Below are 23,040 nucleotides of genomic sequence, written 5' to 3' on the forward strand. Positions count from 1 at the left end.
TTGAGTTTTACGATTAAGCTATTTAACATAATTGAAAAATTGAAACATTAGTGATCTCTTTTTGATTTTATCAAGAAAAGATCACTATTCTTTTCTTCTTTACCTCGGAGAATCAAAACCCCCTGCTCAGTCCCCCCGCAGCGGGGGGAAGAAAAGGATAAACTTTTGATATTGGAGGGGGTGGGGGGTGGGGTTCTTGTACCTCATAACATCGGGAAGTGCTGTATAAGTGATCATGGAATATGATACAGCTAAAATCAGAATTTTTATCTAAGTATTTTTTGAGGATTGGGGTAGGAATGCTATTCACTTAACAAATCTCGCTGCACCACTTTCCCCTGCTTAAACTAAGTAATGGAACGTTCTAAATGGGCTGCATTTGCCTGAGACTTCAATAAATACACAGCCTTCATAAGACTATTAAAAAACTCCAGGGACATCACCACCGCATCATCAGCATCCCTTCTGGTGATAATTGTATAGTCGGCATCTTTCGTCACCTGGTCTAAAACCGTTTTGATCCCAGACATAGCGAAGCACCCCAGGAATCGTTTCCATATTCCCAAAGTCAGGCTTAATCCAAAGTTCTACTGTACACCGACTGATCTTCCTTGAGAACCAAAAATAATGGGACTATCAAGGGTTTTTGGTTCCCAACCCACATCAAAACCCGCTTTCCAGGCAATTTCTCTAACTTGACGAAAAGTAGCAAAACTATCGGGTCTGACTAAAAATGCTAAATAATCTTTCTCAGGTGCAAATTGAGATAACGCTGTTCGATATTCAGAATTAACTTGAGTTAGTTCTTGATCTGATTCTCCACTATTAACTGACTTAGGGTTATATTGCCACGCACCAGCATCTAAATCAAATAATTCAACCTCATAGTTTTTTGTTTCTACTCGAAACTCTTTTAACTGTTGGGATTTATCTTGTATACAACTTTGATAATTTCTTAATTCATCAAGATAACTGTCAACAAATCCTGAAATATAACTAGGTTCAACACAAGTAGGTAAATTACCAAGAAATTCTTGAATTTGTTGATTAGCCGATTCATTATCTAAATAAATGACTCGATTACCACTAATTTCAAAAAATTTTGGTTTTTTATCAGTTTCCTTTGCCAGTGGAGTCCTGACTATTGTACTCGATTGCACAGCTACTAAAGTAATAAACAGACTCATAAACATTAACACCCCAACAGTATTAGTTAAAATATCCAAGAAGGAATCTAGATTTTGTTGGGGGTGCTGAGATGTAAAATAACGTTTTTTCTTCATATTTATATCAGTAAATCAGTATTATTTTTAAATGTTTCCTTGGATTTTGAGTTGCCATCCTTCGTCAATAGGTTCATAACCAATATCAATTCCTTCAGACTCAATTAATGCTCTGATTGTTTTAAATACTTCAATACCATCAGGGCGAATTGCGACGATTAGATATTGTTTATCTCGATTAGTTTTCACCTCTGTTAATAAAGTTTGTAATGGAGAATAGGAACTGTTAACTTGAGTTAAAGCTACAAATTCTTGACTAGGATAGAGAACAACCCCATCACTACGGCATTCAATATAACGGGGTTGTTTACTCTGATTTTGTCCATTCTCTGTTTTGGCAACAATAGTAATTTGTCTTTGATTGCTAAATGTTTGAGCAGTCAGAACCATCAGTAATAAAATAAGTACACCTATGGTACAAAATAAAATTGAAAGAAAAGGAAATAATTCAATTTCCGTAGCAGTCCGATTGCTAATTCTTCTTGGCATAAATTTATCAACGTTTTTCTTCAGATTCAACTAATGTAATTAGTCGTGGTTTATTCAGTTGTTCTAATACTGGTTTTAATAATGCCAGATTTGCACCCACTTCTCCTAATACCTGTCCTAATTGTGCCGTTTTTTCTAATGTGTGTAAACTCTGTTGTAAACTATCCTGAAATTCGACAATCCTCGCTACCTGAGCAGCACAATTCTCTAAAGCTGCAATCCGACTATCTAAAGCCATTGCTGCCTTCTGGATTCCTTCGGAAATTTGTTCTGTGTATTCTGTGAAATTATGATTAACGGTTTGGTAATTATTTTGAATTGCTTGACTAATTTGTTGAATCTCTTGGCTAATTTCTTGACTAGATTTTTCTTGCTGGGCTAATGTATTAACAAAAGTTTCCCTATCTGTAACAGCCATTTGATTGATATAACTCATTTGCTCTATCAATTTATAGGTAGTTCCTTGGATTTTTTCTACTTCAGTTAAAAACCCCTGAGCTAAAGCTTCTGCGGCTTGTTTAGCATATTCCTGGGCAGGTTGAATTAATACTTCTGCTGTTGGAAGATGTGTCTTAAATGCCTGGGATATGGCATCATCAACTAAGGCTTGATTTAAGTTCTCGGTTTCTTTAAGACGAGGTAATATTTTGTCATTGATATAAATATCAATTGCCAGTAGTAGCCGTGATTCTTGTCTTTCTACTAAGACCAAAGGAATCATCACCAATACGCTCACAAATAACGCTAGAAGTGTTGTATCGAAGGCTACTGCTAATCCACTGGTAACAGTTCCAATGCCCTGCTTAATTTGTTCAATATCACTGGATTGCTGTAAGAATCCACTAAAACCATTGACCGCACCACTAATACCAACAACTGTACCGATAAATCCTAAGAGGGGAATTGCCCAGACTAAAATACGAGCTACGGAATAGGAGGTTTCTGCGGTGCTGCTGTAAAATGCCGAGTCTTCCATTGCAAATTCAGTAGCCGTTTGGCGATTTCCTGAGACTATATATGCTGCAATCACCCGACTACAACGACGAGCTAATAAGCTTTTTTCCTTAATTAAAGACTGTCGAATTTGTTCTACTTGCAGGGATCTAAGATTTTCAAATGAAATAGTGTCAGGAATTAAATCCTTTTTAAATGCCTTTAATTCACTTTGAATTTTAATCACCTTGAGAATAGTAATAGTTACTACCATACCGCCAAAAAATATGGCGAGAATTTGGGTAAATCCCCGTTCATATAACAGAGTACCCAAAAATGTATTTTTAATGGGGAATACCGCAGCATAGATACCAAAGGTAACTATTAATCCTATGCTTAAAATAAGCCAAAGTTTGATATCTAATTCTTGGCGGTCTGATTTACCAGGTAAGTTAAGAGATTTTGCAGTCATAATTTTTAGATATTTGTTGATTTTAAGTTTTGTGTGTTTTGCTGTCTGGAGCTATCACTCCCTAATTAAACACCAAGAAATTAAACACCAAGAAACAGTTAATTGGCATTTTCCAGATAGTTTAATCCCCACTGATACAAAGAACGCATTAATAAGTTATTCAAATTCGGAGGAGTGCTGATTTCTTTGAATGTATCCGTCATCAGTTTTTTAATGATTTCTGAAGTTGTTGGCATATATACACCTGAAAATCCATTATCAGCCCAAATATTACCGATTTTTGTTGAATTTATAGATTCCCCTTTATGAATAATTTCGTTGCGCTTTGTTCTAATAGCCTTTAACAATTTTGACCATTTATTATCTTCTTTGAATTTTTTGTAAATACACCAACCTTGCATTAATTCTGCTAAACTTGGTTCATCTTGATTACTTACTATCCAACCTTTAGCAATCCAATTTTGGGCTGTTGATTGAATATATAATAACTGTTCTAACAATTGGACAAACTGAATAAATGCAGTGGTGTAATTTTCTCGTTTTAGAGAAAGTTCTAAGATGATTGTTGATTCCCAAAGTTTGCTAATATCATCAGTTTGTATTTTTTGCAGTTGAGTTTTCCAATTGATGATTTGTTCTGAATCAGTTATTTTACTAACATCATTACAACCTATCCAATCTTTAAGTTTTTGGTAAAAATCATGATTAGATTCAGATTCCCAATTATTGTATTTTGCTAAAAAACCAGCTAATTTATATAATACTGAATGACGACTTTCATGAACTTTTAGCCAAATTTGGGCTTCTGAAAAATCACCTCTTTCCCAAGCTGATTTAATCTTTACCTTTTCTAACGCCCAGAAATATTCACTCATCGTAATAAGTTGAAAATTCTGGGAGTGATTAGCAGTAACTAAACCATTTTCTAAAGTAGTAAAAAATTCCTTTGGTTCATCAGGACTAGCATTAAATACTTGATATTGACGTACTAAAGCCGCTGCACAAATTTCTACATTAGAAGCAATTACAGGGGTACATCCTTTAGTTTGAATCCAGAGAACAAACTCTTGATTTTCATTAGCATTGATAGCTTCTTTTAAAACCAGTTGTTCTAATTCTTCTCGAATTTCATGACTATTACCAGCATTAATTTTTGGAGCGTGAACATCAACCCTAATATCAGGAAATAAACTTTTAATTTTTCCCTTCATTAATTCTGCTAACCATAAAGTATCTAATCGGCGAAAATTCCAAGTAATACTTTCCGGTTGGTCTGTTCCCCATAGGATAATATGTTTTAAGCCTTGTTTTACTCCTCCTGCAATGACAGTTTTATCTAACAATAATTCCACATTACTAAAATCACCGCCTAACCATTCTTGACAGTAATCATAATATCTTTTACCTAAATCTCGACCACTCCAGGGATAGGTTTTACCATCTTCGTCTTCATGTTTACCCCGTTCTATTCCCAATTCTTGATAGAGTTCGTTGATATGTGGAGGATAACTAATATTACCATCTGCACCAAAGGAACGGATAATACCATCTTGACACCGCCAGCCTATTTGTCGAGTTCCTACGGTAATGATCAGGGTGCTAACTTTATCTGTGTTATTTGTTGTTGTCATAATTAATAATTTCTTGTTTTTCTATTGCTTCTAAAACTTGTTTGTGAATTTGAGCAAACAAACTGGCTTTATATAGGGTAGTAAATGATTTTCTAGTGACTAAATTAATGCAATTTAAAATCCTTTTTTGCCATTGTTGTGAGTCGGTTATATCCTTACCCCAAGCGGTAAAAACATCTTGTTCTGCTAAACCACCTAAGCGATGAGAAAAAGTATTTCTGGTGTTTCTTGCAGATTCCCAAAATGCCTGAAAATCAATACTATTTGCGGTTTCAGGAATAGCAAAGCTCAATAAGTCTTGTAATAATTTTCCTCGTAATTCAGTTTCTTCTCCATTAAAGTGATCTTCTAAAGATGAATATTTTTGTGATATAGACTTTTTGATTAATAGCCATCCTTTATCTTTTCCTTTATTTTTCCCTTCTTTATACTTTTCTTGTTTAACATAATCAGGAAAAGAATCAGCAGCCCATAGGTATAATAACCCCTCAACAGACCGATAGCTATGTAACATTGCTTCTGTAGTATTCATTTGCTCAAGACGAATTACACTTAAATAAGCTTGTTCATAAGCCATCCATAATCTGCCTTCTACACTAGATATTTGTGTAGAACTTTTAGCAAGAGATAAGAATTTTTCAAATTGTCCTTGATTCCATAATTTACCAGCTTTTAATAAATTTGGTATTGCTCCAAATTTTGAACCTGACTGCTGAAAATATGGTTGTAGTAAATCATAAGCTTCTGTATAGTCATAGCTTTCTAATAATTTTAAAGCCTGTTTTTGGGTTCTATCCCAAAGATAGTTAGTACCTAAAAATGGACCTTTATAATCGGAGGGAATACCTTGACGATTAGCGGATGTATTTTGTTGAACTTCAAAAAATAAAATACGATCGCCATAGAAACTAAGTCCTGAAACTCTTGCCGCTTCTGATGTTTGACCTACTCCTCCCTTCACACATACCCAAATGGGTTGATGAGGTTGAATATGAATTTCATTTCTCCATGTTTTTCTCCACCAGTTAAACATCTGTTCAAAATCAGAGGGGTTAGTACCATCTTGTCCAACATAAAGAATAGAGGTATTATCATTGTTCAGATTTTGGAATTTACGAATAATCCACTTTTTGATGATCTCTGTTGTATATAATGTATCTTTTTCTCTCTGTTTTACTTCTGGTTTTTGATCAGTAGCAATTAAATATACTTTCTCAATTTCTGATGCGTTTTTGTTAAAAATATTTCCTGTAATTGCTGGTTCTAAACGGTCTATGTATGTATCAATATTATCTAATAGGTATTTAGTTAAATCTCTAAAAGAAATATTATGTAATCCTAAGTCAGAAATAACTTCTGCTTGTTCACCAATAATTTCCCCATTTTGCATTCTATCATCACCAATATTGAACCATTCACCGGAGGCGATTTGGAACATTAAATCTCTAGTACCTATTGTCGCAATTAAAACTGATTTCATATTTAATCAAGTTGTATTTGGTAGTTTTTAGTTAGAGTATTAAATTTCTGCTGGAGGTTGTACACCAAATAAATGTACATTACCATTGATATTTTTTAAATCACGGAGAAAGCGCGATCGCACATGATTAGCATTTGGTGTTTGTCCACCCATAAATAAACAAACAATTTCTTGACATTTGGTTTCTTCTTGTATGTTGGGAATATTGACCCGTTTAATACTTACCCAAGAACAATGTCCATTTCCTCCACCTGCTGCATTACCTCCTAAATCTGGATTACGTTTATACCTTTGATTTTCATTATTCTGATAAATTAAATCCATTCCATCCCCACGGGTATCAACTGCATCTACATTTTCCCATTCTAATGAATTAACATCTATGGGGTTCTCATCGGGACCAGGAACTACATAAATTGCACAGGTGGTAGGTGAAAAAACCTCTGCTTTGATATTACGGTTATTTATGGATACTCTATCACTCCAAAGATTTCTGACTGCTGTTAACCAAGTAATATACTCTTTATTCCAAGCTTCTGGTTTTAGTGGTAATGTAAAATTTATATACCTAAAGTCACCAGTGTTTGGATCTTTGACTTTATGTCTCAGAATTAAATGTGTTCCCCTTGCTGCTTCATAGCCCTTATCCATACAAAATATGTGTAATGGTCTACGCCAACCCCGACCAACACCGCCAACCATCACTGCAAAACGAATGATTGGCAAAATGATTTTATTGAGGATATCCTTTGGTGCGCTAATTTGTAATTTACCTTTCCATAGATAAAAAGATGGTTGATTCTCAGACCTTTCCTCCCATGGTTTACCTTGAATCATTTGCAGACGTACACAACCTTTGCGACTGTTGCCATCTCCTGCATCTATATCTCCCATCAGTTCAGCCACAGTTAATTTAGCGAGATTTTCTGGCATTACTCCCAAGAAAAACCGCATTAACCAAGAACGCAGCCAACCCCGCCAATGTGAAGGACGTAATTCCATTGTTTTAGTATCTGGACCTGCGCTACCTTGACTATAAAGACTAAATTCAAATTGTTTAACTGGATAATCAGGATCATGTGTGAGTTTTTGTGCAGAATTAGGAAGTTTAAGACTTCCATAACCAGAAGCAGTACGACTACCAACACCATATAAACCTAGTGCTTGTTGTACCCATTCCCAAACTTCGTTTACTTCCTCTTCTGTTGCTTTTTCGGGTATTCCTCTAATTGCAACTATGACAGGAATTTTATCTCGACCATTACCTAAAGTATAAAGAGATAATGGTGTACATTGTCCTTGGTGATATACCTGAAATTCTTGTTGAGGATTAACAATATCTAATGTTAATTTAGTTGCCGTTTCTGGCCAAGCATCAAGAAATTCAATTTTCCCAGCAGTAATTTTATCATTGTCTTGATGCCCTAAAAGTTGGTACATTCTTGGTTTAATTTCTGGTCTTTGTTTTGCCCATGCTCTTACTAAACCTCGGATACAAGAACCGGGAATATAACCATTGAGGGGTAGAGTTCTTAATTGTTGCCAATTTTCACCAACATTGCGTTTATCTTCTGGCCGCTGTCCTTGACCTGGCCTCCATGCACCACAAGGTTCACCAGCAGAAACTATGGTTTCTACATCTGGATGGGGAAATGAACCAACTTTAGCACGCCACTGGATAATAAAAGTGTCTTTTTTAAATAAGCCAGATTGCGATCGCTTTTGATGTTGCTTTTCCAGTAAATTAATTAATTCAATACCTGTGTACATTAATCCTCCTGATAGGCTCTTGCCCAAAAATTCCAATGGTTAGCTAATAACAAAGATTTCCGCCAAGTTAAGATATATTCTTGAGGCTGCTTTCCAGTCATCTCTACTATTTGTGTCATTAATTCTTCTTTATTAGGTAGTTGATTTTTATCTACCGCTACCATCTGACCTAGTAATGATTCCCACACTGGTACAGTTCTTTCTCTTACTTCACCACCTTGAGCATTAGCTTGATTTAGATATCCAACCGCAGACAGTAGACCAAAAACTCTTAAATGTTGAGACAATCTTAAAACAGCAGTTAAATCATTTTTATCTAACTTCTGTTTTTTGTATGTTTTCAAATACTTTTGAATATGTTCGTGAGCAGATAAACTCATTTGTTCTGGTAAAACTAGAGAAGAGTTATTATCGCTCTTAACAGTTTCAACCTTCACATTTTCAGAAGGAGTTCGAGGTTTTGGAGGATTAGATTGAAGATGAGGTTTATGTTGATGCTTATTTTGGGGCATAATTTTATATTCCTTTAGGCTGTAACTTTGTCTTTAATGGGTGATGTAAGATGATTTGTCCAACCTTGAACCCAACCCCGTCCTACATTGGCTTGTCCACCTACTTGAAATAATTCTTGTAAAACACTAATTAGTAAGTTGTGTTGTGTTTCTGTTATGGGATTATTTTTGAGCAAACTATAACCCCAAGGATAATAAAAAATAGTATCTCTGGGAATACAAATATCTGTCCAAAAAATCTCAGCAGAACCTTCTGGATTTACCCCTTCTTGATTATCCTGAATTTTGTTACGAACTTGTGTCCAGAGGGAATGTTCCATTAAGACTTGAAAATCTGCATCAGGTAAAACAATTAAATTACTATCCCAAGTAGGTTTAACAGCATTCTTTAATGAATCTGGCCATCCTGTTAAAGAAATAGCTTGTTTTTGCTCATCTGATAACAATGAAACTTGAATTTGAGCATCAGCTACAGAATAAACTCCTGCACGATTACCCACAGCATGATTAGGAAATATTGCTGCTTTTTGACGTGAAATTAGGGCATGATCACGAATTAATGAGTGACAGCTAACCCAAATAAAAACATCTCTATTATTAACTGACATGGTTCGCATAGGAATCCATAGCAATCTTGCATCTCCAAACCAAACTTGATGAACTCCCATTTGACCTTGTTTATCTAATTCTTTGCCAAATAGAGTTTCTGCTGCTATTTCATCTAATATTTTTACTTCATCTCTCAGGCTACCACGTAAAGAAGATCCGGGTACATAAGGGAAATTTGTATGTACTTCACGGGCAATTTCTAAGATGTTACCTAAGTCTCCTTCACCCCCACAATGAATAGGTGCAAGACTGTACATATAACCAACTCTAAAATCAACCATTTTCTTTTTCTCCTATTTTTTGATATTTAATCCACAACATTTCCGAATAACCCAATTGTCGCCAATTGTTTACACGATTATCTTTATTAGTTCCATTCTTGTCTACTTTTTCATTATCCTGAAACAACCCTTGAGGCTTATTCAAATAGTACAATGTCCCTGGTGGTGCTGCAAAAACCTGGGGTGCAGGAATGCTTTTTGTCTTGTCTTCTTTCTCCCTAATTCTACAACTGATTGGTACTGCTTTATCTGTGGACATACTCACAAAAATACCGTCTTTGAGTTTCCATTCCCAGGGATAAGGACGACATAAATTTACTCTTTGTTCAGGATTATATTTATGTGGTCTTTCAAAAACTCCAGGAGTAACTAAATAAGCTATTGATTTGGTATCATCTTTATTATCAGCTTGTTTAGTATTAGCTTGAAAATTATCACGGGAAATGTTTTGTAATTCTTGCCATTGTTCCCCCAATTCTGGACAAGATTCTACTATAACTCTGTGTCCTTCTCCTCCTAATCTGATTGTTGCAGGTGTTGTAATTTCGTGATTAATGCCTATGGCAAAACTCCAATTTTGATGTAAACGAATGGCCTTTTCTACAAAGTAACCATCGGCATCTTTAACTTGTTTTGTTCCGGGTTCAATGCTATTATGAGAACGGGTTTCTTCGTCCCAAGGTTTATCCTCATGACTGTCTTTAATTATGTTCCAATCATTTTTATCTATTTTGCCCGTTTTTAAATATTTCTTAACAACACAATAAGGTAAATATTGTCTGAATTTTGTTTCTACTCCACTGCATTTAACAAAATCATCTTTATCATCTTCATCATCATCTTTACTATTATGAGGTCTAACTAATGGACAAGGTTGGGTTTTATCCCATAAAGCATTGTTGATATAAGATTCTGTTTCCCAAGTTAAAGGGACAAGGGGTACAGATTTCACAAAACCTAAAGGACGGGGAAGATATAGGGTATTTTTTGTGTTTTGATAACACAGAAACGGACCAACTATATTAAATATTTCTTTTCCTAATAAACCCCGTAATGCACCGGCTATAGTATGACCATTAGGAGGAAATATACTACCAGCCCATGCCCTTTCTTGTGGTGAAAATGGTTTAGCATCTCTTAACATTAAAATATCTAATGGTGTGAGTTTGTACCAATACATTAATTCTCACCTCTTACTTTTATATCACGGTTACGTTTGACAAATGCCGCTAGTTTTAACCAACTTTGAATTTCATTATCTAGTTGTTTGGTTTCGGTAGTAATAAACAACGCTGTGAAAAAGTCCGCTAACTGTTTTTGAAACTTTGTTTTTAAGGTAGAATTTTCATCATTTTGGAATTGATCTCGGCGATCGCAAAATGCCTTTGTCCAAGGTACAATAGCTTCTAAACTCGGTGCGGGGTGTTGACTCCATAAACTCGCAGCTTGTTCAAATATCGCACTTTCTAAATCATTTGTGATTAATTGCTGCCATTCAGAAAAAACATCGAATTTAGCAGTGGATTTTAAGGTATTTCCGTTTCCGTAGAGTACCCGCACTTGTACAGCGTCTTTTTTATTAAAACAGGCTTTTTCTCCATGTTTTTTAGTTGGTATAAGGCAACTATGATGATATTCGTGTTTTTTCGCTGCGTCTTCCGCTTCCCACAGGCTTTCTAAAGCTATTGCTAAGGGTACAGAATGATGGGCAATTACGATACCAAAACTAATTGTAGCCGTGCTTCCCATTGTAAATAATGGACGGTCAACTAAACCAACTTTTTCACCATCATCCTTTAAATATTTCCAATAATCACCATCATTACTAAACTCTTTTTCTTCACGGGGGTCTTTTGCACCTTTAAAACATTGACGGATATCCCATAACCATTTATCCCATTCCCAAAGATTGGTATAAGCTAAAACATCATCACCACCACCATAAATTAATCTACCTGCATAACGGCTTTGTGTCAAATAAGGAACTAATTGATTAGAAAAATCTAATAACGCGCGACTTAATGCACTGTGGGTACTAGGTCCCATGCGTTTTTGAATGGCTAAAAACTCTGGAAAACTCTCTAAATTAACTGATAATTCTGATGGTATATAATCACCGTAATTTTTGAGTTTTATTCCCTTTAACCATTCACTCATACTATCACCATCACCGGCTGCTAATACATACCAATCTGATGGATTATTCTTAGGATAGTATTCGGTAATTATCTTTTGAATGTCTTCACGATGATCACGTTTTTTGGCAATGATTTGTTTTCTAATTACCTCCTTATTTTCTTCCTTAGCTTTCTCCAATTGTATTTGTAATATTTTTAATTCTGGAGTTTGTAAATCCTCCACTAACCAGCCAGCATTTAACAAGCGACAATGATATTTTTGAGACTCTGAACTATCTATCCAAGGAATACCCCATTTTTTGTACATTTGGTCAATTATTGCTTTGGTACTGGGAAATGCCTTGATTATTGCTTCACAAGCATAATCAAAATTTTCTTGTTGTTTTGTTTGATTAACTCTTAAATATCCAGCAACTCCAGAAGTTAAATCTGGATAAGATGCTGCAATATCTTCTTTTTTTATGCCTAATAAATCAGGCAAAATTTCATGCAAACAACGTTTGACAACTTCCGTAGCGTTTAATTGTTCTGTACCATCAAAAAAACCTGCATCATGTTTTTCCCATGATTCCTTAGTATCACCTTCTGTTATCCAGTCTTTTCCATCTTTACCAGAACTGACAACTGGACCAATACCAGAAATAGTAGAACGCGGTCCAAAGGCTGTGGGAAGTTCCCAATTTCTAGCATTTTTAACAGATGCTAAACTAGCGCGGGTTGCGTCGAAAATATAACCCCACCATGAACCTATATTAGCACTAAATCCCCTTTTATATATCTGTTTACGAACTTGATAAGATTCTTGTAATAAATCTTTTTCTTGTTCTTTGAAAAGCTGATTTTTATTGTTGATTAAATTGTAAGTTTCATTTTGTGCTTTTGACCAGTTTTCAAATTCTTGATTTTTGTTTTTGTTAGCAGAACATTTAAACTCTTCTTCTGGTTTACCTATGGGTAATGCTGTCCAGTAAACTTGCCATTGGGATTTTAACCAACCTTGCCAACTATTATCATCTGGTTTTAATTGTCTCATCCAATGACGTTCATTTTGCAATTCTTTTAATACTAAATCCCCCACTTTTAACCATTCTTTTAACAAGGTTTGTTGGGCTGTTTGCATGGCCGCTTGTACTTTGCCTTCTGGTAATACCAATACTATTACATTAGGAAAACCAGCAGTTAATAATGATTCTGATGATGTTTTTTCTGGTGTTTCTTTATTAATAAATTGGGCAAAGTCTGGATATTGTTGTAATAACCAATGGTCAATTAATGGTTGTTGATAAAGACTAGGATAAAGTAAGGTATCTGGTCCATATTGATTGGCTAGTTGCCAACAAACTTTAGCTGATAAATAATGTAATAACCAAGAACCTGCCCAAAAATCCCGCATTTTGCGACTAGATTTAATTAGTTCCTGTACTGGACTAAAACTAAATACTGCTAAATAAGGATGAGAAACTGCTTTACCTCTTGGCCAGTTTTTAATTTCATCTAATGTTAAATCATATCCAGCAAAACCACCAGCTAAGGCTGATGTCATACTTACATGACTCCAAATAGAAGCATCGGGAATCCTGGTTTCTGCTGGCATTAACATTAAAGAACTATCTTTAAATAAATCACAGGTTGCTTGAGGTAAACAACGCCATAACCACCAATATAATTGTTTAATCTTGGGTATATTTTCTTGAATATCTTCTCGTAAGTGTTCAGGAATTTTTGCAATTAGTTCATTTTCTTTAGGAAATAAAAAATCTGCACGTTTACCATTGATTAATTCCTGATGAAAATTAACTTTTAAATCCTGTTTTGCACCAGATAATAAATGTCTAATTTCTAATCCCTTGTTAGGGTTGTTACCTTCTGCATAGTTTATAAATTCCGTAGTACCACCAATGGCGGATCTATCACTTGCTGAAGCAACATGATCTGCTAATAGGATATTTGCTAATGCTTTACCACAAGAATCATCGGGGGTTCTGCCAATTTCAACCCAAGGCTTCATTACTTCTAGTTGTTTATAGAAGCTATTTTTACCCCGTCCGCTATTGTCATGTAATGCCTTTAATACAGGGTCATGTAGTAACCCCCAAATCTTAGCCCGCCAATATTCTGCTGTCATCGGTAGATCCCCTGTCTAGCTTATAGATGAATTATAAGAGCGCGATTCAGTGTTTGTCTAGGAATCTAAAATATCTCAAGATTTTTGTAATATTTGCTCTAACCCTTACTCTGTAAGCTTTTCGTCACTTTGAGGACTTTATTAAAAATATTTTATTTTCTTTGACATTGGTTCTTATTTATGCTGCTATCAAGTTACAGCGTTTCCCTTACCAAACATTGATTGATAGTTAAAATGTACTGATTCTCAAAATATCAGTACATATTTTATTATGTATTTATATATACTGCTAATGGTCATTGTTTCCATTCAATTAATATCCCTAGCGAGTGGGGACTTCTTCATTCTTAATTCTTCATTTTTGCAGGGTTTCCATTCAATTAATATCCCCAGCGAGTGGGAAAGATGAACAATTTTATGGGATAAGCATTCAATATCATGACGTTTCCATTCAATTAATGTCCCCAGCGAGTGGGGACATAATTGCATCATTTACATTGAAAGGTAGTTCTTTAGTTTCCATTCAATTAATGTCCCCAGCGAGTGGGGACTTATATCTGATGTTTCCATTCAATTAATGTCCCCAGCGAGTGGGGACTCTAATATTCCAGAAAGTGAATGGAGAAATAAATTAGTTTCCATTCAATTAATGTCCCCAGCGAGTGGGGACATTTATGCTACTAGATTCTCTAGAACAAACGGAATGGTTAGCGGTTTCCATTCAATTAATGTCCCCAGCGAGTGGGGACAAAGCTATTTGCAGGAATATAACCGGCACCACGACGTTTCCATTCAATTAATGTCCCCAGCGAGTGGGGACTAAAAAACATTGATGAAGTAGCCAGAGGATTAAAGTTTCCATTCAATTAATGTCCCCAGCGAGTGGGGACAAACCCTGTATCACAGCACAAGCCACCCATTTGGCGTTTCCATTCAATTAATGTCCCCAGCGAGTGGGGACTTTCCTGGCAACTAGCCTACTCTTCAGAAATGCCCTTAATTGTTTCCATTCAATTAATGTCCCCAGCGAGTGGGGACTAGGTTGTATCTTAATGCTCCTAATGCCCTTAAACTAGTTTCCATTCAATTAATGTCCCCAGCGAGTGGGGACCTTGATTCCAAGTACGCTTACTGTAAAAATCGTCTAAGTTTCCATTCAATTAATGTCCCCAGCGAGTGGGGACAGAATCTCACAAAATTGCTCAGTTACTACCTACAATGTTTCCATTCAATTAATGTCCCCAGCGAGTGGGGACATTAGGTGGTGAGCCAAAAAAGTAAGAACCTGGAAGGGTTTCCATTCAATTAATGTCCCCAGCGAGTGGGGACAACAGCAGTTAGAATGGGGACTTTTCACCTTTGACGTTTCCATTCAATTAATGTCCCCAGCGAGTGGGGACATTACCACCCAGCCCTCAAGATATTGCCGACTTATAGTTTCCATTCAATTAATGTCCCCAGCGAGTGGGGACCGCTGCGATCGGTAGCGTTTTTCTGAGGATTAATAAGTTTCCATTCAATTAATGTCCCCAGCGAGTGGGGACAACATTACAACATTCCGGTTCTATACAACCGATGGTTGTTTCCATTCAATTAATGTCCCCAGCGAGTGGGGACGCGGTACAAGCCGCTAACTTTACTCGCACAATGTCTCCCGCTGAGTTTCCATTCAATTAATGTCCCCAGCGAGTGGGGACTCATTTTTTACTCCCCAAACCACAACTGACGGGAATGTTTCCATTCAATTAATGTCCCCAGCGAGTGGGGACCAGATAGTAAACCTACTGAGTTGTCTAATAAGTTAGAGTTTCCATTCAATTAATGTCCCCAGCGAGTGGGGACGATGGATGGTTTTGGATTTGCGGATAGCGTAACAAAGTTTCCATTCAATTAATGTCCCCAGCGAGTGGGGACATTCGCCATAATCCAGGCGGGTATCGCGGCCTTGACGTTTCCATTCAATTAATGTCCCCAGCGAGTGGGGACACAAACAGAGGACATGAAGGCGAAACTATCTTATTCACTGGTTGTTTCCATTCAATTAATGTCCCCAGCGAGTGGGGACTTTCCACAATCAGAAAACCTGATTACGGGAAACCTGATTTCGTTTCCATTCAATTAATGTCCCCAGCGAGTGGGGACACGCAAACATCTTAAAAGTTGGAAAGTATCTACAAATGTTTCCATTCAATTAATGTCCCCAGCGAGTGGGGACACACGCGCAATCGTGCATTAGAAATCCTATGGGGATTACCTCGTTTCCATTCAATTAATGTCCCCAGCGAGTGGGGACGGAGACGATTAAGCAGTTAACCTCTGAGGTTGAAAGTTTCCATTCAATTAATGTCCCCAGCGAGTGGGGACATTACGCAACTGTTTTAAAAAACTTACTAAATATAGTTTCCATTCAATTAATGTCCCCAGCGAGTGGGGACCAAAATCCGAAATCTTCGCTACCAACCGATAACCCGTTTCCATTCAATTAATGTCCCCAGCGAGTGGGGACATGAAGCAAGTGGGGGTAAGCGACGAGATTTTAAGTTTCCATTCAATTAATGTCCCCAGCGAGTGGGGACAATTAGTTGGATTCTTGTTTCTCCTCTCTGCCAAGAAAAGTTTCCATTCAATTAATGTCCCCAGCGAGTGGGGACAATTAAATGGTCAAGTGACAAAGCTCACGAAACACAAGTTTCCATTCAATTAATGTCCCCAGCGAGTGGGGACGTTTAATTACTTCTGCTTTAGTGCTAAAGATTTTTTGTTTCCATTCAATTAATGTCCCCAGCGAGTGGGGACTAAACGGCTGGGTGAGATGAGTCCTAAGTATCGCGCCGTTTCCATTCAATTAATGTCCCCAGCGAGTGGGGACCAACTAAAGGGAAGGGATTTAAGTCTGAGCAGCTTAAAGTTTCCATTCAATTAATGTCCCCAGCGAGTGGGGACAATTTACTGCTACCTGTTTGTATGAAGCTTGGAAGTTTCCATTCAATTAATGTCCCCAGCGAGTGGGGACGTAGATGCCTTATTGCTAGGTAGATAGCTTCCTGGAGTTTCCATTCAATTAATGTCCCCAGCGAGTGGGGACTGAGATACCACAACATACAAAACGTAAGTTCAGAAGTTTCCATTCAATTAATGTCCCCAGCGAGTGGGGACCACACCATCACAACCTGTCACACCTATGACGTGGACAGAAGTTTCCATTCAATTAATGTCCCCAGCGAGTGGGGACAACATGATGTGTTAGAGTTAGAACAATATAGAATGTTTCCATTCAATTAATGTCCCCAGCGAGTGGGGACCCCTCAATTTTAAACCCTTACCCAGCAAGGTGTCCAGAGACAGTTTCCGAAGGTCAGGAAAAAAAGTGTTAAAACCACCAACCGACAGCGGAAAAAAACCCCCAAAACCCTTACCCAGCAAGCGACCGAAGTTCCCAACCAAAAAATCAACATTACAGCCATTTTACCCGACCTTCGGAAAAACTACACAATAATTGAACCCGGAGGCTCAATCACAGGCACACCCACCCCCCAAGTTTCCACCTGGGAAAGAGTATGTCGAGACAAAGGATAAAACCTGACATTATCCTCCTCCAACTTGACAATCTTCCTTAACCGACGACGGAAATCATTGTACTTTTCCCTACTTAACTGACATTCAAATACAGAATACTGTACCCGCTGACCATAACCGTCTAATAAATCAGCTATTTTTTTCCGGCGTTTATCATCAGGAATATCGTAGGAAATCACATACAAAAACATAACACAAACATCCGAAAAAATCAATCAATTCGATAACATTGATAATGGTGACTGGGATTATAAACAAACTGTTTAAAAGCCTTGACTTGTTGAGTTAATAAATCCCACTTTGGTTGCTTTATTTCCTGATCAGTTTTAATTTCCTCCGTCATTCTTTGCAAAAACCCCCGTAAAAACTTTTTCCTACCCAAATTATTCAAATAACATCCCCCATTTTTAAACTCAAAATCAGCCTTAACATCCATAATTTTGCGATTAATTAACCACATTACCAGGGAGTCTACCAAAGGAGCGCGGAACTCTTCAATTAAATCAGAAGCCAAAGCCGCATGACCATCATTTCCTTGATGTAAACAAGCATAATAGGGGTCAAGACCTTGAATTTCAATTAATGCTAAAAGATGATTCCACAGGACTTGATACCCAAAACTTAACATGGCATTCACAGGGTTTCCTGGTGGGCGACGACTACGACCAGAAAACACAAAATCAGAATTAGTCAGACATTCACCAAAAGCGGAGAAATATTGAGCCGCACCGGCACCTTCAAAGCCCATTAACCGTTCTAAATTATCTGCTGTGGCCGCTTGTGCTGCTAAATAATCTAAACTTTCTAAAACCCGTTCTATAAGTTCTGACTCTCGTTTTTTCTGCTGTCTTCTTAATAGCACTCTGCTATTTTTTAACTTACCTTTAACAAGTTCCCTAGCAGTAATTAACCTATCTATGGGGGATAATTGTTGTTGATAACGGGATAATTGGCGGTATCCCCTAGAAATGGGTAAAATTCTGCCATAGCAGTAACCCATTCTTGATAAATAAGCAATGGGAATATCCCGCCATAAACAAGCACGAATCACTTGGGTTGTGATTTGCGATTGACCAAAAATCAAAATTTGTTCTAACAAAGGTAACTGTACTTCAATATAAACAGTATCCCCTTGTTTAACTAACAAAGTTTCTTTCTGTAAACAGACATAACAATTCTGTTCAGAAACATAAAGGGTCTGCATGGAATTATCAAAAATGATTTAATGATGATTTAATATCATGTCCGGTTGAACAGTTATCATATTTGTTGAGGCTGGTAATGGGTAATTGGTAATTGGCAAAAGGCAATACAATTATCAACTATATCGTAAGTGATTGGGCGGACATAATTTAATTTTTTATTAACGCCACCAACGTTGTAAATAAGATTTTTTAGCAGAACGATATTCACCTGTTCCAGAAGATGTTAATTCTGCATTTTGTTCCGGTTCTAACCACAAAATTACCCTATCTGCTGCACTAGCCACTATATAAGTAGCTACCGTAACCAACAAAGTATTAATAAGAACTGCCGCTAAACCCAAGGGTGCAATTAACAAAATCACTAAAGTAATACCACCATTCACAGTAGATATAGAAACATTTCTGAAAGTAGCAGAACGTCGAGAAATATACATAGTGTAAAAAGGCTAACTTCAAGATCCTGTTGATTACCATAACCGCAGAATTAGCAAAAAGCTAGAAAAAGACTATAAACTAAATTATGATAGTTATCTTATCTAAAGCAATATTGACAACAGTTACAGCCAATTTCTACCAATAGTTTAAATATTTTCTTTTTACACTGAGATTACAGCAATTTTAATGTACTCGTACCACACTTGTGTTTTTATATTCCTTTCTTCCTTTGCGACTTTGCGCCTTTGCGTGAGACTTTAAAATAATGTCTAAAAAACCTACCCATTCCTATACAGAACGTTTGGCTTTTGAACGTTTGCTGCTGTTAATTGCTACATTATTAAAATATCCCGGTGTCGGTAGTCCTGATTTTCTCGACTCCAGTAACAATGAAAATCATGATGCAATTATTTCTGTAAAAGCATATCTGCAAAAGTTAGCAGCAGAATTAAAGATAGAATTACCCCCAGAATATCCAGCCCTTTCCACCCTCCGCAAAGATTTAGAAACCCTCAGACGTTATGCTATTCTTGACCAACGAATGTATCGCTGGGGATATTATTTAGGAACAGGTGCGCTTTCCATAACAGAATTAAAAGTAGCATTTAACGCCTTAGCATCTCAAGCACAATATCAGGGTGATGCCCAAGCTAGACGCATTTATGAAAGTCTTAGTAAAAGATTACGTGGTTTAGATAAGTCCCTGGAAGGAGAACTTTTTTATCCGACTCGTCAACATCTCAACCGGGCTATTATTTATACTGACCCGGAAGAAATGGCGACTCAGGGAGAAAACCGCGATACATTATTTCATCAATTACCATTATTAGAACAAGCTATTATTCAGGGACAAGCTGTTGAAATTTCTCGTACCAAAGATTTATATGGTTCTAATCATACTGGGCGGTTTCAGGTATTTCCTTTACAGTTAATATATCATGATATTGCTTGGTATTTATTACATGAAATTTGCGAAGATGGACATTTAATTATGGGGCGTATCAACCGTTTTAATAGTCATTGTTATCCTGTCCGCAAAATACCACCACGGGGTTTAGAAAAACAAAGAGAAAGTTTAGTTACAGCATATAAACTACTAGAAAATGGCTGGGGTTTAAATTTAGGTAAGCTAGAACCACAGCGATTAGAATTAGCAGGAAACCTGGAATTTATTGAGGTAAAAGTGCGTTTTTATCCTCCAGTATCAGAATTTATTTTAGAAGGAGAACGTCGTCATCCTCGCCAAAAAATTACCACTGGATGTATTGAAAATGGGCAATATTCTTATATAGAATATGCTGTAGATTTACCAGGTCGGTCTTTAAATGAATTTAGTCGCTGGGTTTATCGTTATATGGATAAAGCCCAAGTATTATCTCCTCCTAAATTAGTGGCAGAACACCGCAAATATGCACAGGCTTTACTTGACCGCTATCTTGATCAAGATATGTAAATCTGCTATTTAAAACCTAGATAAAAATAGACTTTACTTTTCACTTGAGAAAAACACTGGTAAAATAAACGCGGTAATAATTCCTAACAAAACAATCACCTCAATTATTTTCAATAATAAACTACCGTCCATAAACTGATTAATTTCTTCCTGAATATGATCAGAAAAATTACCCAACCAACCACGGAAACGACCATACCAATTCACCGGACTATCTTCCGGGCGGAATTTCCATGATATTATTGACAGTAATAATGGCACACCACCAACTTTAGCTGACATCAAAACATGAATTGCTAAACAACAAATCATGATTAACCAAGCTATTAAATGAAGAGAATACCAAATATGATCAAATTCTCCTGTAGGTAGCCATTCTTCTTTCATCATTCTACCAGAGACTACTGCTAAAACCGCAGCAATTAACATTTTAGTATTTGCTAAACGTTGCAAACTTACCCACCAAATTGGTCTACCAATTTGAGTGAGATTTTGCATAGAGTCTGGTTGTAATAAGCGTCTTTTACCGGCATGAAAACTATAAAGGGCGAAAAATGGTAGTAAAATCAAGAAAAATAGTGCTAATGTGCCGTGAATATCCTGAATAGGATTAATTTTAGGAATGGGGATAGATCCAAATCTTTTGTCAAAAGTGTTGTAAATTAGAAACCCGCTGATAATTGCACCAATTACTAAAGTTCCGCTGATACCATGCAGGATTCTTAATATTAAGGGTTGATAGGGTGTTGAACGGTTCATAAGCTGATATGGTAGGTTGTGAAGATGGGTAATTTTGCTGTAGATACAGCACTTCCTGATGTTATGAGGTACAAGAACCCCACCCCCAACCCCCTCCAATATCAAAAGTTTATCCTTTTCTTCCCCCCGCAGCGGGGGGATTGAGGGGGGTGCGAGGAGGGGGCTTAAGATGTACCTCATAAGAGCGGAAACCCCTATATAAGAATGTAAAATTTATATTATCACTTTTCCAACCTCAAACAACATGAACATCAAAAGTCCTCTCCGTTATCCTGGTGGTAAATCAAAAGCAATTAAGCAAATATCTGAATACCTCCCAAAAAAGTTTTCTGAGTTGCGAGAACCTTTTGTTGGTGGTGGTTCTGTATTTATTTATCTTAAACAAAAATATCCTGATTTAAAGATTGAAATTAATGATTTAAACCCGGAATTATATCTGTTTTGGCATTTAGCACAATCTGATTTATCGAAATTAGTCGCTGAAGTTCGTCATGTTAAGGAAAATTACCAAGACGGAAAATTACTCTTTGCTAAATTAGCCCATATAGATGTTAACACATTAACAGATTTAGAAAGGGCAACGCGCTTTTTTGTTCTAAATAGAATTACATTTTCAGGAACTATAGAATCAGGAGGATTTTCTTTAGAATCTTTCCACAAAAGATTTACCAATTCATCAATAGATAGACTGGAAAAATTAGCCACTATCTTAACACCAGATATCAAAATCACCAATTTAGATTATAACCATATTATTAATCGCCCAGGACCAGAGGTATTTATATTTTTAGATCCTCCCTATTTCCAAGCTGAGAAATCTAAATTATATGGTAAAAAAGGAGATTTACATACAGGATTTGATCATCAAAGATTTGCTTTAAACTTAAAACAATGTCCCCACAAATGGTTAATTACCTATGATGATTGTCCAGAAATAAGAGAAAATTTTAAATGGGCAAATATCATTGAATGGGAACTACAATATGGCATGAATAACTATAAACAAAAAAAAGCCGAAAAAGGCCAAGAACTATTCATTAGTAACTACTAAATCCAAGAAAAATCTGAAACATCTCCTCTTTTCTTTACTACTTCTAAAGCAATTATTAGGAATAATTTAGTTAATCCATATTTGTAAAGCTTATCCATGACTCTACCTATTTTGTCATCATTTAGATCTTCTGCTTTTATTCCTGGCCTTATGAATTTCTATTTTTTAGTTCTTTGAGAATCAATGTTTATATTTTTACATTCTTGAATGCGTTAACGCGTTTCTATAGATTTGTTTGCTACTTATAATACTTATATCTGTACCACAAATAAATTGAAGTACAGGGGGTCTAAGTCCCCTTATTTTGTATTAAAAAACCCAAAAACAAAACCCCCACTAAATAAATAGAGGAGGCAATGTTGTTAAATAATAAACCTGGCATCGAGCTATTTTCACGGAGGGCTACCCCTCAACTATCGTCGCCGCAGCAGCGTTTCACCTCTGAGTTCGGGAAGGGATCAGTGTGGTTCCACCACGCCATAGACACCAGGAAAGCCCGTTGGGAAGTCAAAAGTCAAAAGTCAAAAGTCAAAAATCAAGTTTTGAGATCTGAGTTTTAACTTGACAGAAACCCTGAAGACTGCATTCGAGAAAGAGAAATCACAATCACAAAATAGAATAGAGGTCAAGCCCTCGGTCTATTAGTACCCCTTTGCTTCATACATTACTGTACTTCCACATAGAGCCTATTAACGGGTGTTCTGCCCGTGACCTTACCTACTTATCGTAGTGAGAGTACTCATCTTGAGGTGGGCTTCCCACTTAGATGCTTTCAGCGGTTATCCTCTCCGCACTTGGCTACCCAGCGTTTACTGTTGGTACAATAACTGGTACACCA

Annotated in this window: 17 protein-coding genes, 2 rRNA genes, 1 pseudogene and 1 CRISPR repeat array; of the genes and pseudogenes, 2 read left to right on the forward strand and 18 right to left on the reverse strand. The window is 36.6% G+C overall.

Annotated elements, in window-relative coordinates; genetic code table 11:
- Positions 1-347: 347 nt before the first annotated feature.
- From H6G25_RS20100 to csx18, 14 genes are all read right to left on the reverse strand, one after another.
- On the reverse strand, positions 348-530 hold the full coding sequence (locus H6G25_RS20100) for a type II toxin-antitoxin system Phd/YefM family antitoxin (protein ID WP_190394014.1): 183 nt from the start codon (positions 528-530) through the stop codon (positions 348-350).
- 57 nt (positions 531-587) lie between these two features.
- Positions 588-1,283 carry a hypothetical protein gene (locus H6G25_RS20105; RefSeq protein ID WP_190394015.1) on the reverse strand — a complete coding sequence of 232 codons (696 nt, stop codon included), beginning with the start codon at positions 1,281-1,283 and terminating at the stop codon, positions 588-590.
- A gap of 27 nt (positions 1,284-1,310) precedes the next feature.
- Entirely contained in the window at positions 1,311-1,772 is a 462-nt protein-coding gene (locus H6G25_RS20110) for a hypothetical protein (protein WP_190394016.1), read from the reverse strand.
- Between the two features lie 7 nt (positions 1,773-1,779).
- Positions 1,780-3,177, reverse strand: a complete 1,398-nt coding sequence (locus H6G25_RS20115) for a MotA/TolQ/ExbB proton channel family protein (RefSeq protein WP_190394017.1) — start codon at positions 3,175-3,177, stop codon at positions 1,780-1,782.
- Positions 3,178-3,275: 98 nt separating this feature from the next.
- A complete protein-coding gene (locus H6G25_RS20120) occupies positions 3,276-4,808 on the reverse strand; it encodes a hypothetical protein (protein WP_190394018.1) in 1,533 nt (510 codons plus the stop codon).
- Positions 4,792-6,288, reverse strand: coding sequence for a hypothetical protein (locus H6G25_RS20125; protein ID WP_190394019.1), 1,497 nt, complete (start codon positions 6,286-6,288; stop codon positions 4,792-4,794). The genes H6G25_RS20120 and H6G25_RS20125 overlap by 17 nt, the downstream gene beginning before the upstream one ends.
- 39 nt (positions 6,289-6,327) lie before the next feature.
- Positions 6,328-8,058 (reverse strand): RAMP superfamily CRISPR-associated protein, encoded by a 1,731-nt coding sequence (locus tag H6G25_RS20130; protein ID WP_190394020.1) that lies wholly within the window; start codon positions 8,056-8,058, stop codon positions 6,328-6,330.
- Positions 8,058-8,570 carry a hypothetical protein gene (locus H6G25_RS20135; RefSeq protein ID WP_199319820.1) on the reverse strand — a complete coding sequence of 171 codons (513 nt, stop codon included), beginning with the start codon at positions 8,568-8,570 and terminating at the stop codon, positions 8,058-8,060. The genes H6G25_RS20130 and H6G25_RS20135 overlap by 1 nt, the downstream gene beginning before the upstream one ends.
- A 14-nt stretch (positions 8,571-8,584) precedes the next feature.
- Positions 8,585-9,460: a type III-B CRISPR module RAMP protein Cmr4 gene (gene cmr4 / locus H6G25_RS20140; protein WP_190394021.1), complete on the reverse strand. Its 876-nt coding sequence runs from the start codon at positions 9,458-9,460 to the stop codon at positions 8,585-8,587.
- Entirely contained in the window at positions 9,453-10,640 is a 1,188-nt protein-coding gene (locus H6G25_RS20145; RefSeq protein WP_190394022.1) for a type III-B CRISPR module-associated Cmr3 family protein, read from the reverse strand. The genes cmr4 and H6G25_RS20145 overlap by 8 nt, the downstream gene beginning before the upstream one ends.
- The gene (gene cas10 / locus H6G25_RS20150) at positions 10,640-13,723 is read right to left on the reverse strand and encodes a type III-B CRISPR-associated protein Cas10/Cmr2 (protein ID WP_190394023.1); all 3,084 of its coding nucleotides are present in this window, start codon (positions 13,721-13,723) and stop codon (positions 10,640-10,642) included. Before cas10 ends, H6G25_RS20145 begins: the two co-directional genes overlap by 1 nt.
- A gap of 562 nt (positions 13,724-14,285) precedes the next feature.
- Positions 14,286-17,025: direct repeats of the CRISPR family, unit length 36 nt; unit sequence GTTTCCATTCAATTAATGTCCCCAGCGAGTGGGGAC.
- 183 nt (positions 17,026-17,208) lie between these two features.
- Complete coding sequence (gene cas2 / locus H6G25_RS20155) at positions 17,209-17,490, reverse strand: CRISPR-associated endonuclease Cas2 (protein WP_190394024.1); 282 nt, start codon at positions 17,488-17,490, stop codon at positions 17,209-17,211.
- Positions 17,491-17,510: 20 nt separating this feature from the next.
- Positions 17,511-18,503: a CRISPR-associated endonuclease Cas1 gene (gene cas1 / locus H6G25_RS20160; RefSeq protein ID WP_190394025.1), complete on the reverse strand. Its 993-nt coding sequence runs from the start codon at positions 18,501-18,503 to the stop codon at positions 17,511-17,513.
- A 159-nt stretch (positions 18,504-18,662) separates the two neighbouring features.
- Complete coding sequence (gene csx18, locus H6G25_RS20165; RefSeq protein ID WP_190394026.1) at positions 18,663-18,938, reverse strand: CRISPR-associated protein Csx18; 276 nt, start codon at positions 18,936-18,938, stop codon at positions 18,663-18,665.
- Positions 18,939-19,204: 266 nt separating this feature from the next.
- Between csx18 and H6G25_RS20170 the strand changes: the two genes are divergently transcribed.
- Entirely contained in the window at positions 19,205-20,392 is a 1,188-nt protein-coding gene (locus H6G25_RS20170) for a WYL domain-containing protein (RefSeq protein ID WP_190394027.1), read from the forward strand.
- Positions 20,393-20,425: 33 nt separating this feature from the next.
- Here H6G25_RS20170 and H6G25_RS20175 read toward each other — a convergent pair whose 3' ends face one another.
- Entirely contained in the window at positions 20,426-21,151 is a 726-nt protein-coding gene (locus H6G25_RS20175) for a cytochrome b/b6 domain-containing protein (RefSeq protein ID WP_190394028.1), read from the reverse strand.
- 244 nt (positions 21,152-21,395) lie between these two features.
- Here H6G25_RS20175 and H6G25_RS20180 point away from each other — a divergent pair, with 244 nt between their 5' ends.
- Positions 21,396-22,202, forward strand: coding sequence for a DNA adenine methylase (locus H6G25_RS20180; RefSeq protein WP_190394029.1), 807 nt, complete (start codon positions 21,396-21,398; stop codon positions 22,200-22,202).
- Positions 22,203-22,246: 44 nt separating this feature from the next.
- Here H6G25_RS20180 and H6G25_RS20185 read toward each other — a convergent pair.
- The 3 genes and pseudogenes from H6G25_RS20185 to H6G25_RS20195 form a co-directional block, all read right to left on the reverse strand.
- Positions 22,247-22,345: pseudogene (locus tag H6G25_RS20185) on the reverse strand (DUF4277 domain-containing protein); the annotation flags it as partial.
- Between the two features lie 230 nt (positions 22,346-22,575).
- Positions 22,576-22,693 (reverse strand): 5S ribosomal RNA (gene rrf / locus H6G25_RS20190).
- Positions 22,694-22,823: 130 nt separating this feature from the next.
- A 23S ribosomal RNA gene (locus H6G25_RS20195) occupies positions 22,824-23,040 on the reverse strand; the annotation flags it as partial.

The organism is Dolichospermum sp. FACHB-1091, from assembly GCF_014697585.1.
In the GTDB taxonomy this organism is placed as follows: Bacteria; Cyanobacteriota; Cyanobacteriia; order Cyanobacteriales; family Nostocaceae; genus Dolichospermum.

Bases quoted from the DNA above. Each gene is read 5' to 3' on its own strand.
- H6G25_RS20100 (WP_190394014.1), bottom strand. From the start codon at position 530: ATGTCTGGGATCAAAACGGTTTTAGACCAGGTGACGAAAGATGCCGAC.
- H6G25_RS20105 (WP_190394015.1), bottom strand. From the start codon at position 1,283: ATGAAGAAAAAACGTTATTTTACATCTCAGCACCCCCAACAAAATCTA.
- H6G25_RS20110 (WP_190394016.1), bottom strand. From the start codon at position 1,772: ATGCCAAGAAGAATTAGCAATCGGACTGCTACGGAAATTGAATTATTT.
- H6G25_RS20115 (WP_190394017.1), bottom strand. From the start codon at position 3,177: ATGACTGCAAAATCTCTTAACTTACCTGGTAAATCAGACCGCCAAGAA.
- H6G25_RS20120 (WP_190394018.1), bottom strand. From the start codon at position 4,808: ATGACAACAACAAATAACACAGATAAAGTTAGCACCCTGATCATTACC.
- H6G25_RS20125 (WP_190394019.1), bottom strand. From the start codon at position 6,288: ATGAAATCAGTTTTAATTGCGACAATAGGTACTAGAGATTTAATGTTC.
- H6G25_RS20130 (WP_190394020.1), bottom strand. From the start codon at position 8,058: ATGTACACAGGTATTGAATTAATTAATTTACTGGAAAAGCAACATCAA.
- H6G25_RS20135 (WP_199319820.1), bottom strand. From the start codon at position 8,570: ATGCCCCAAAATAAGCATCAACATAAACCTCATCTTCAATCTAATCCT.
- cmr4 (WP_190394021.1), bottom strand. From the start codon at position 9,460: ATGGTTGATTTTAGAGTTGGTTATATGTACAGTCTTGCACCTATTCAT.
- H6G25_RS20145 (WP_190394022.1), bottom strand. From the start codon at position 10,640: ATGTATTGGTACAAACTCACACCATTAGATATTTTAATGTTAAGAGAT.
- cas10 (WP_190394023.1), bottom strand. From the start codon at position 13,723: ATGACAGCAGAATATTGGCGGGCTAAGATTTGGGGGTTACTACATGAC.
- cas2 (WP_190394024.1), bottom strand. From the start codon at position 17,490: ATGTTTTTGTATGTGATTTCCTACGATATTCCTGATGATAAACGCCGG.
- cas1 (WP_190394025.1), bottom strand. From the start codon at position 18,503: ATGCAGACCCTTTATGTTTCTGAACAGAATTGTTATGTCTGTTTACAG.
- csx18 (WP_190394026.1), bottom strand. From the start codon at position 18,938: ATGTATATTTCTCGACGTTCTGCTACTTTCAGAAATGTTTCTATATCT.
- H6G25_RS20170 (WP_190394027.1), top strand. From the start codon at position 19,205: ATGTCTAAAAAACCTACCCATTCCTATACAGAACGTTTGGCTTTTGAA.
- H6G25_RS20175 (WP_190394028.1), bottom strand. From the start codon at position 21,151: ATGAACCGTTCAACACCCTATCAACCCTTAATATTAAGAATCCTGCAT.
- H6G25_RS20180 (WP_190394029.1), top strand. From the start codon at position 21,396: ATGAACATCAAAAGTCCTCTCCGTTATCCTGGTGGTAAATCAAAAGCA.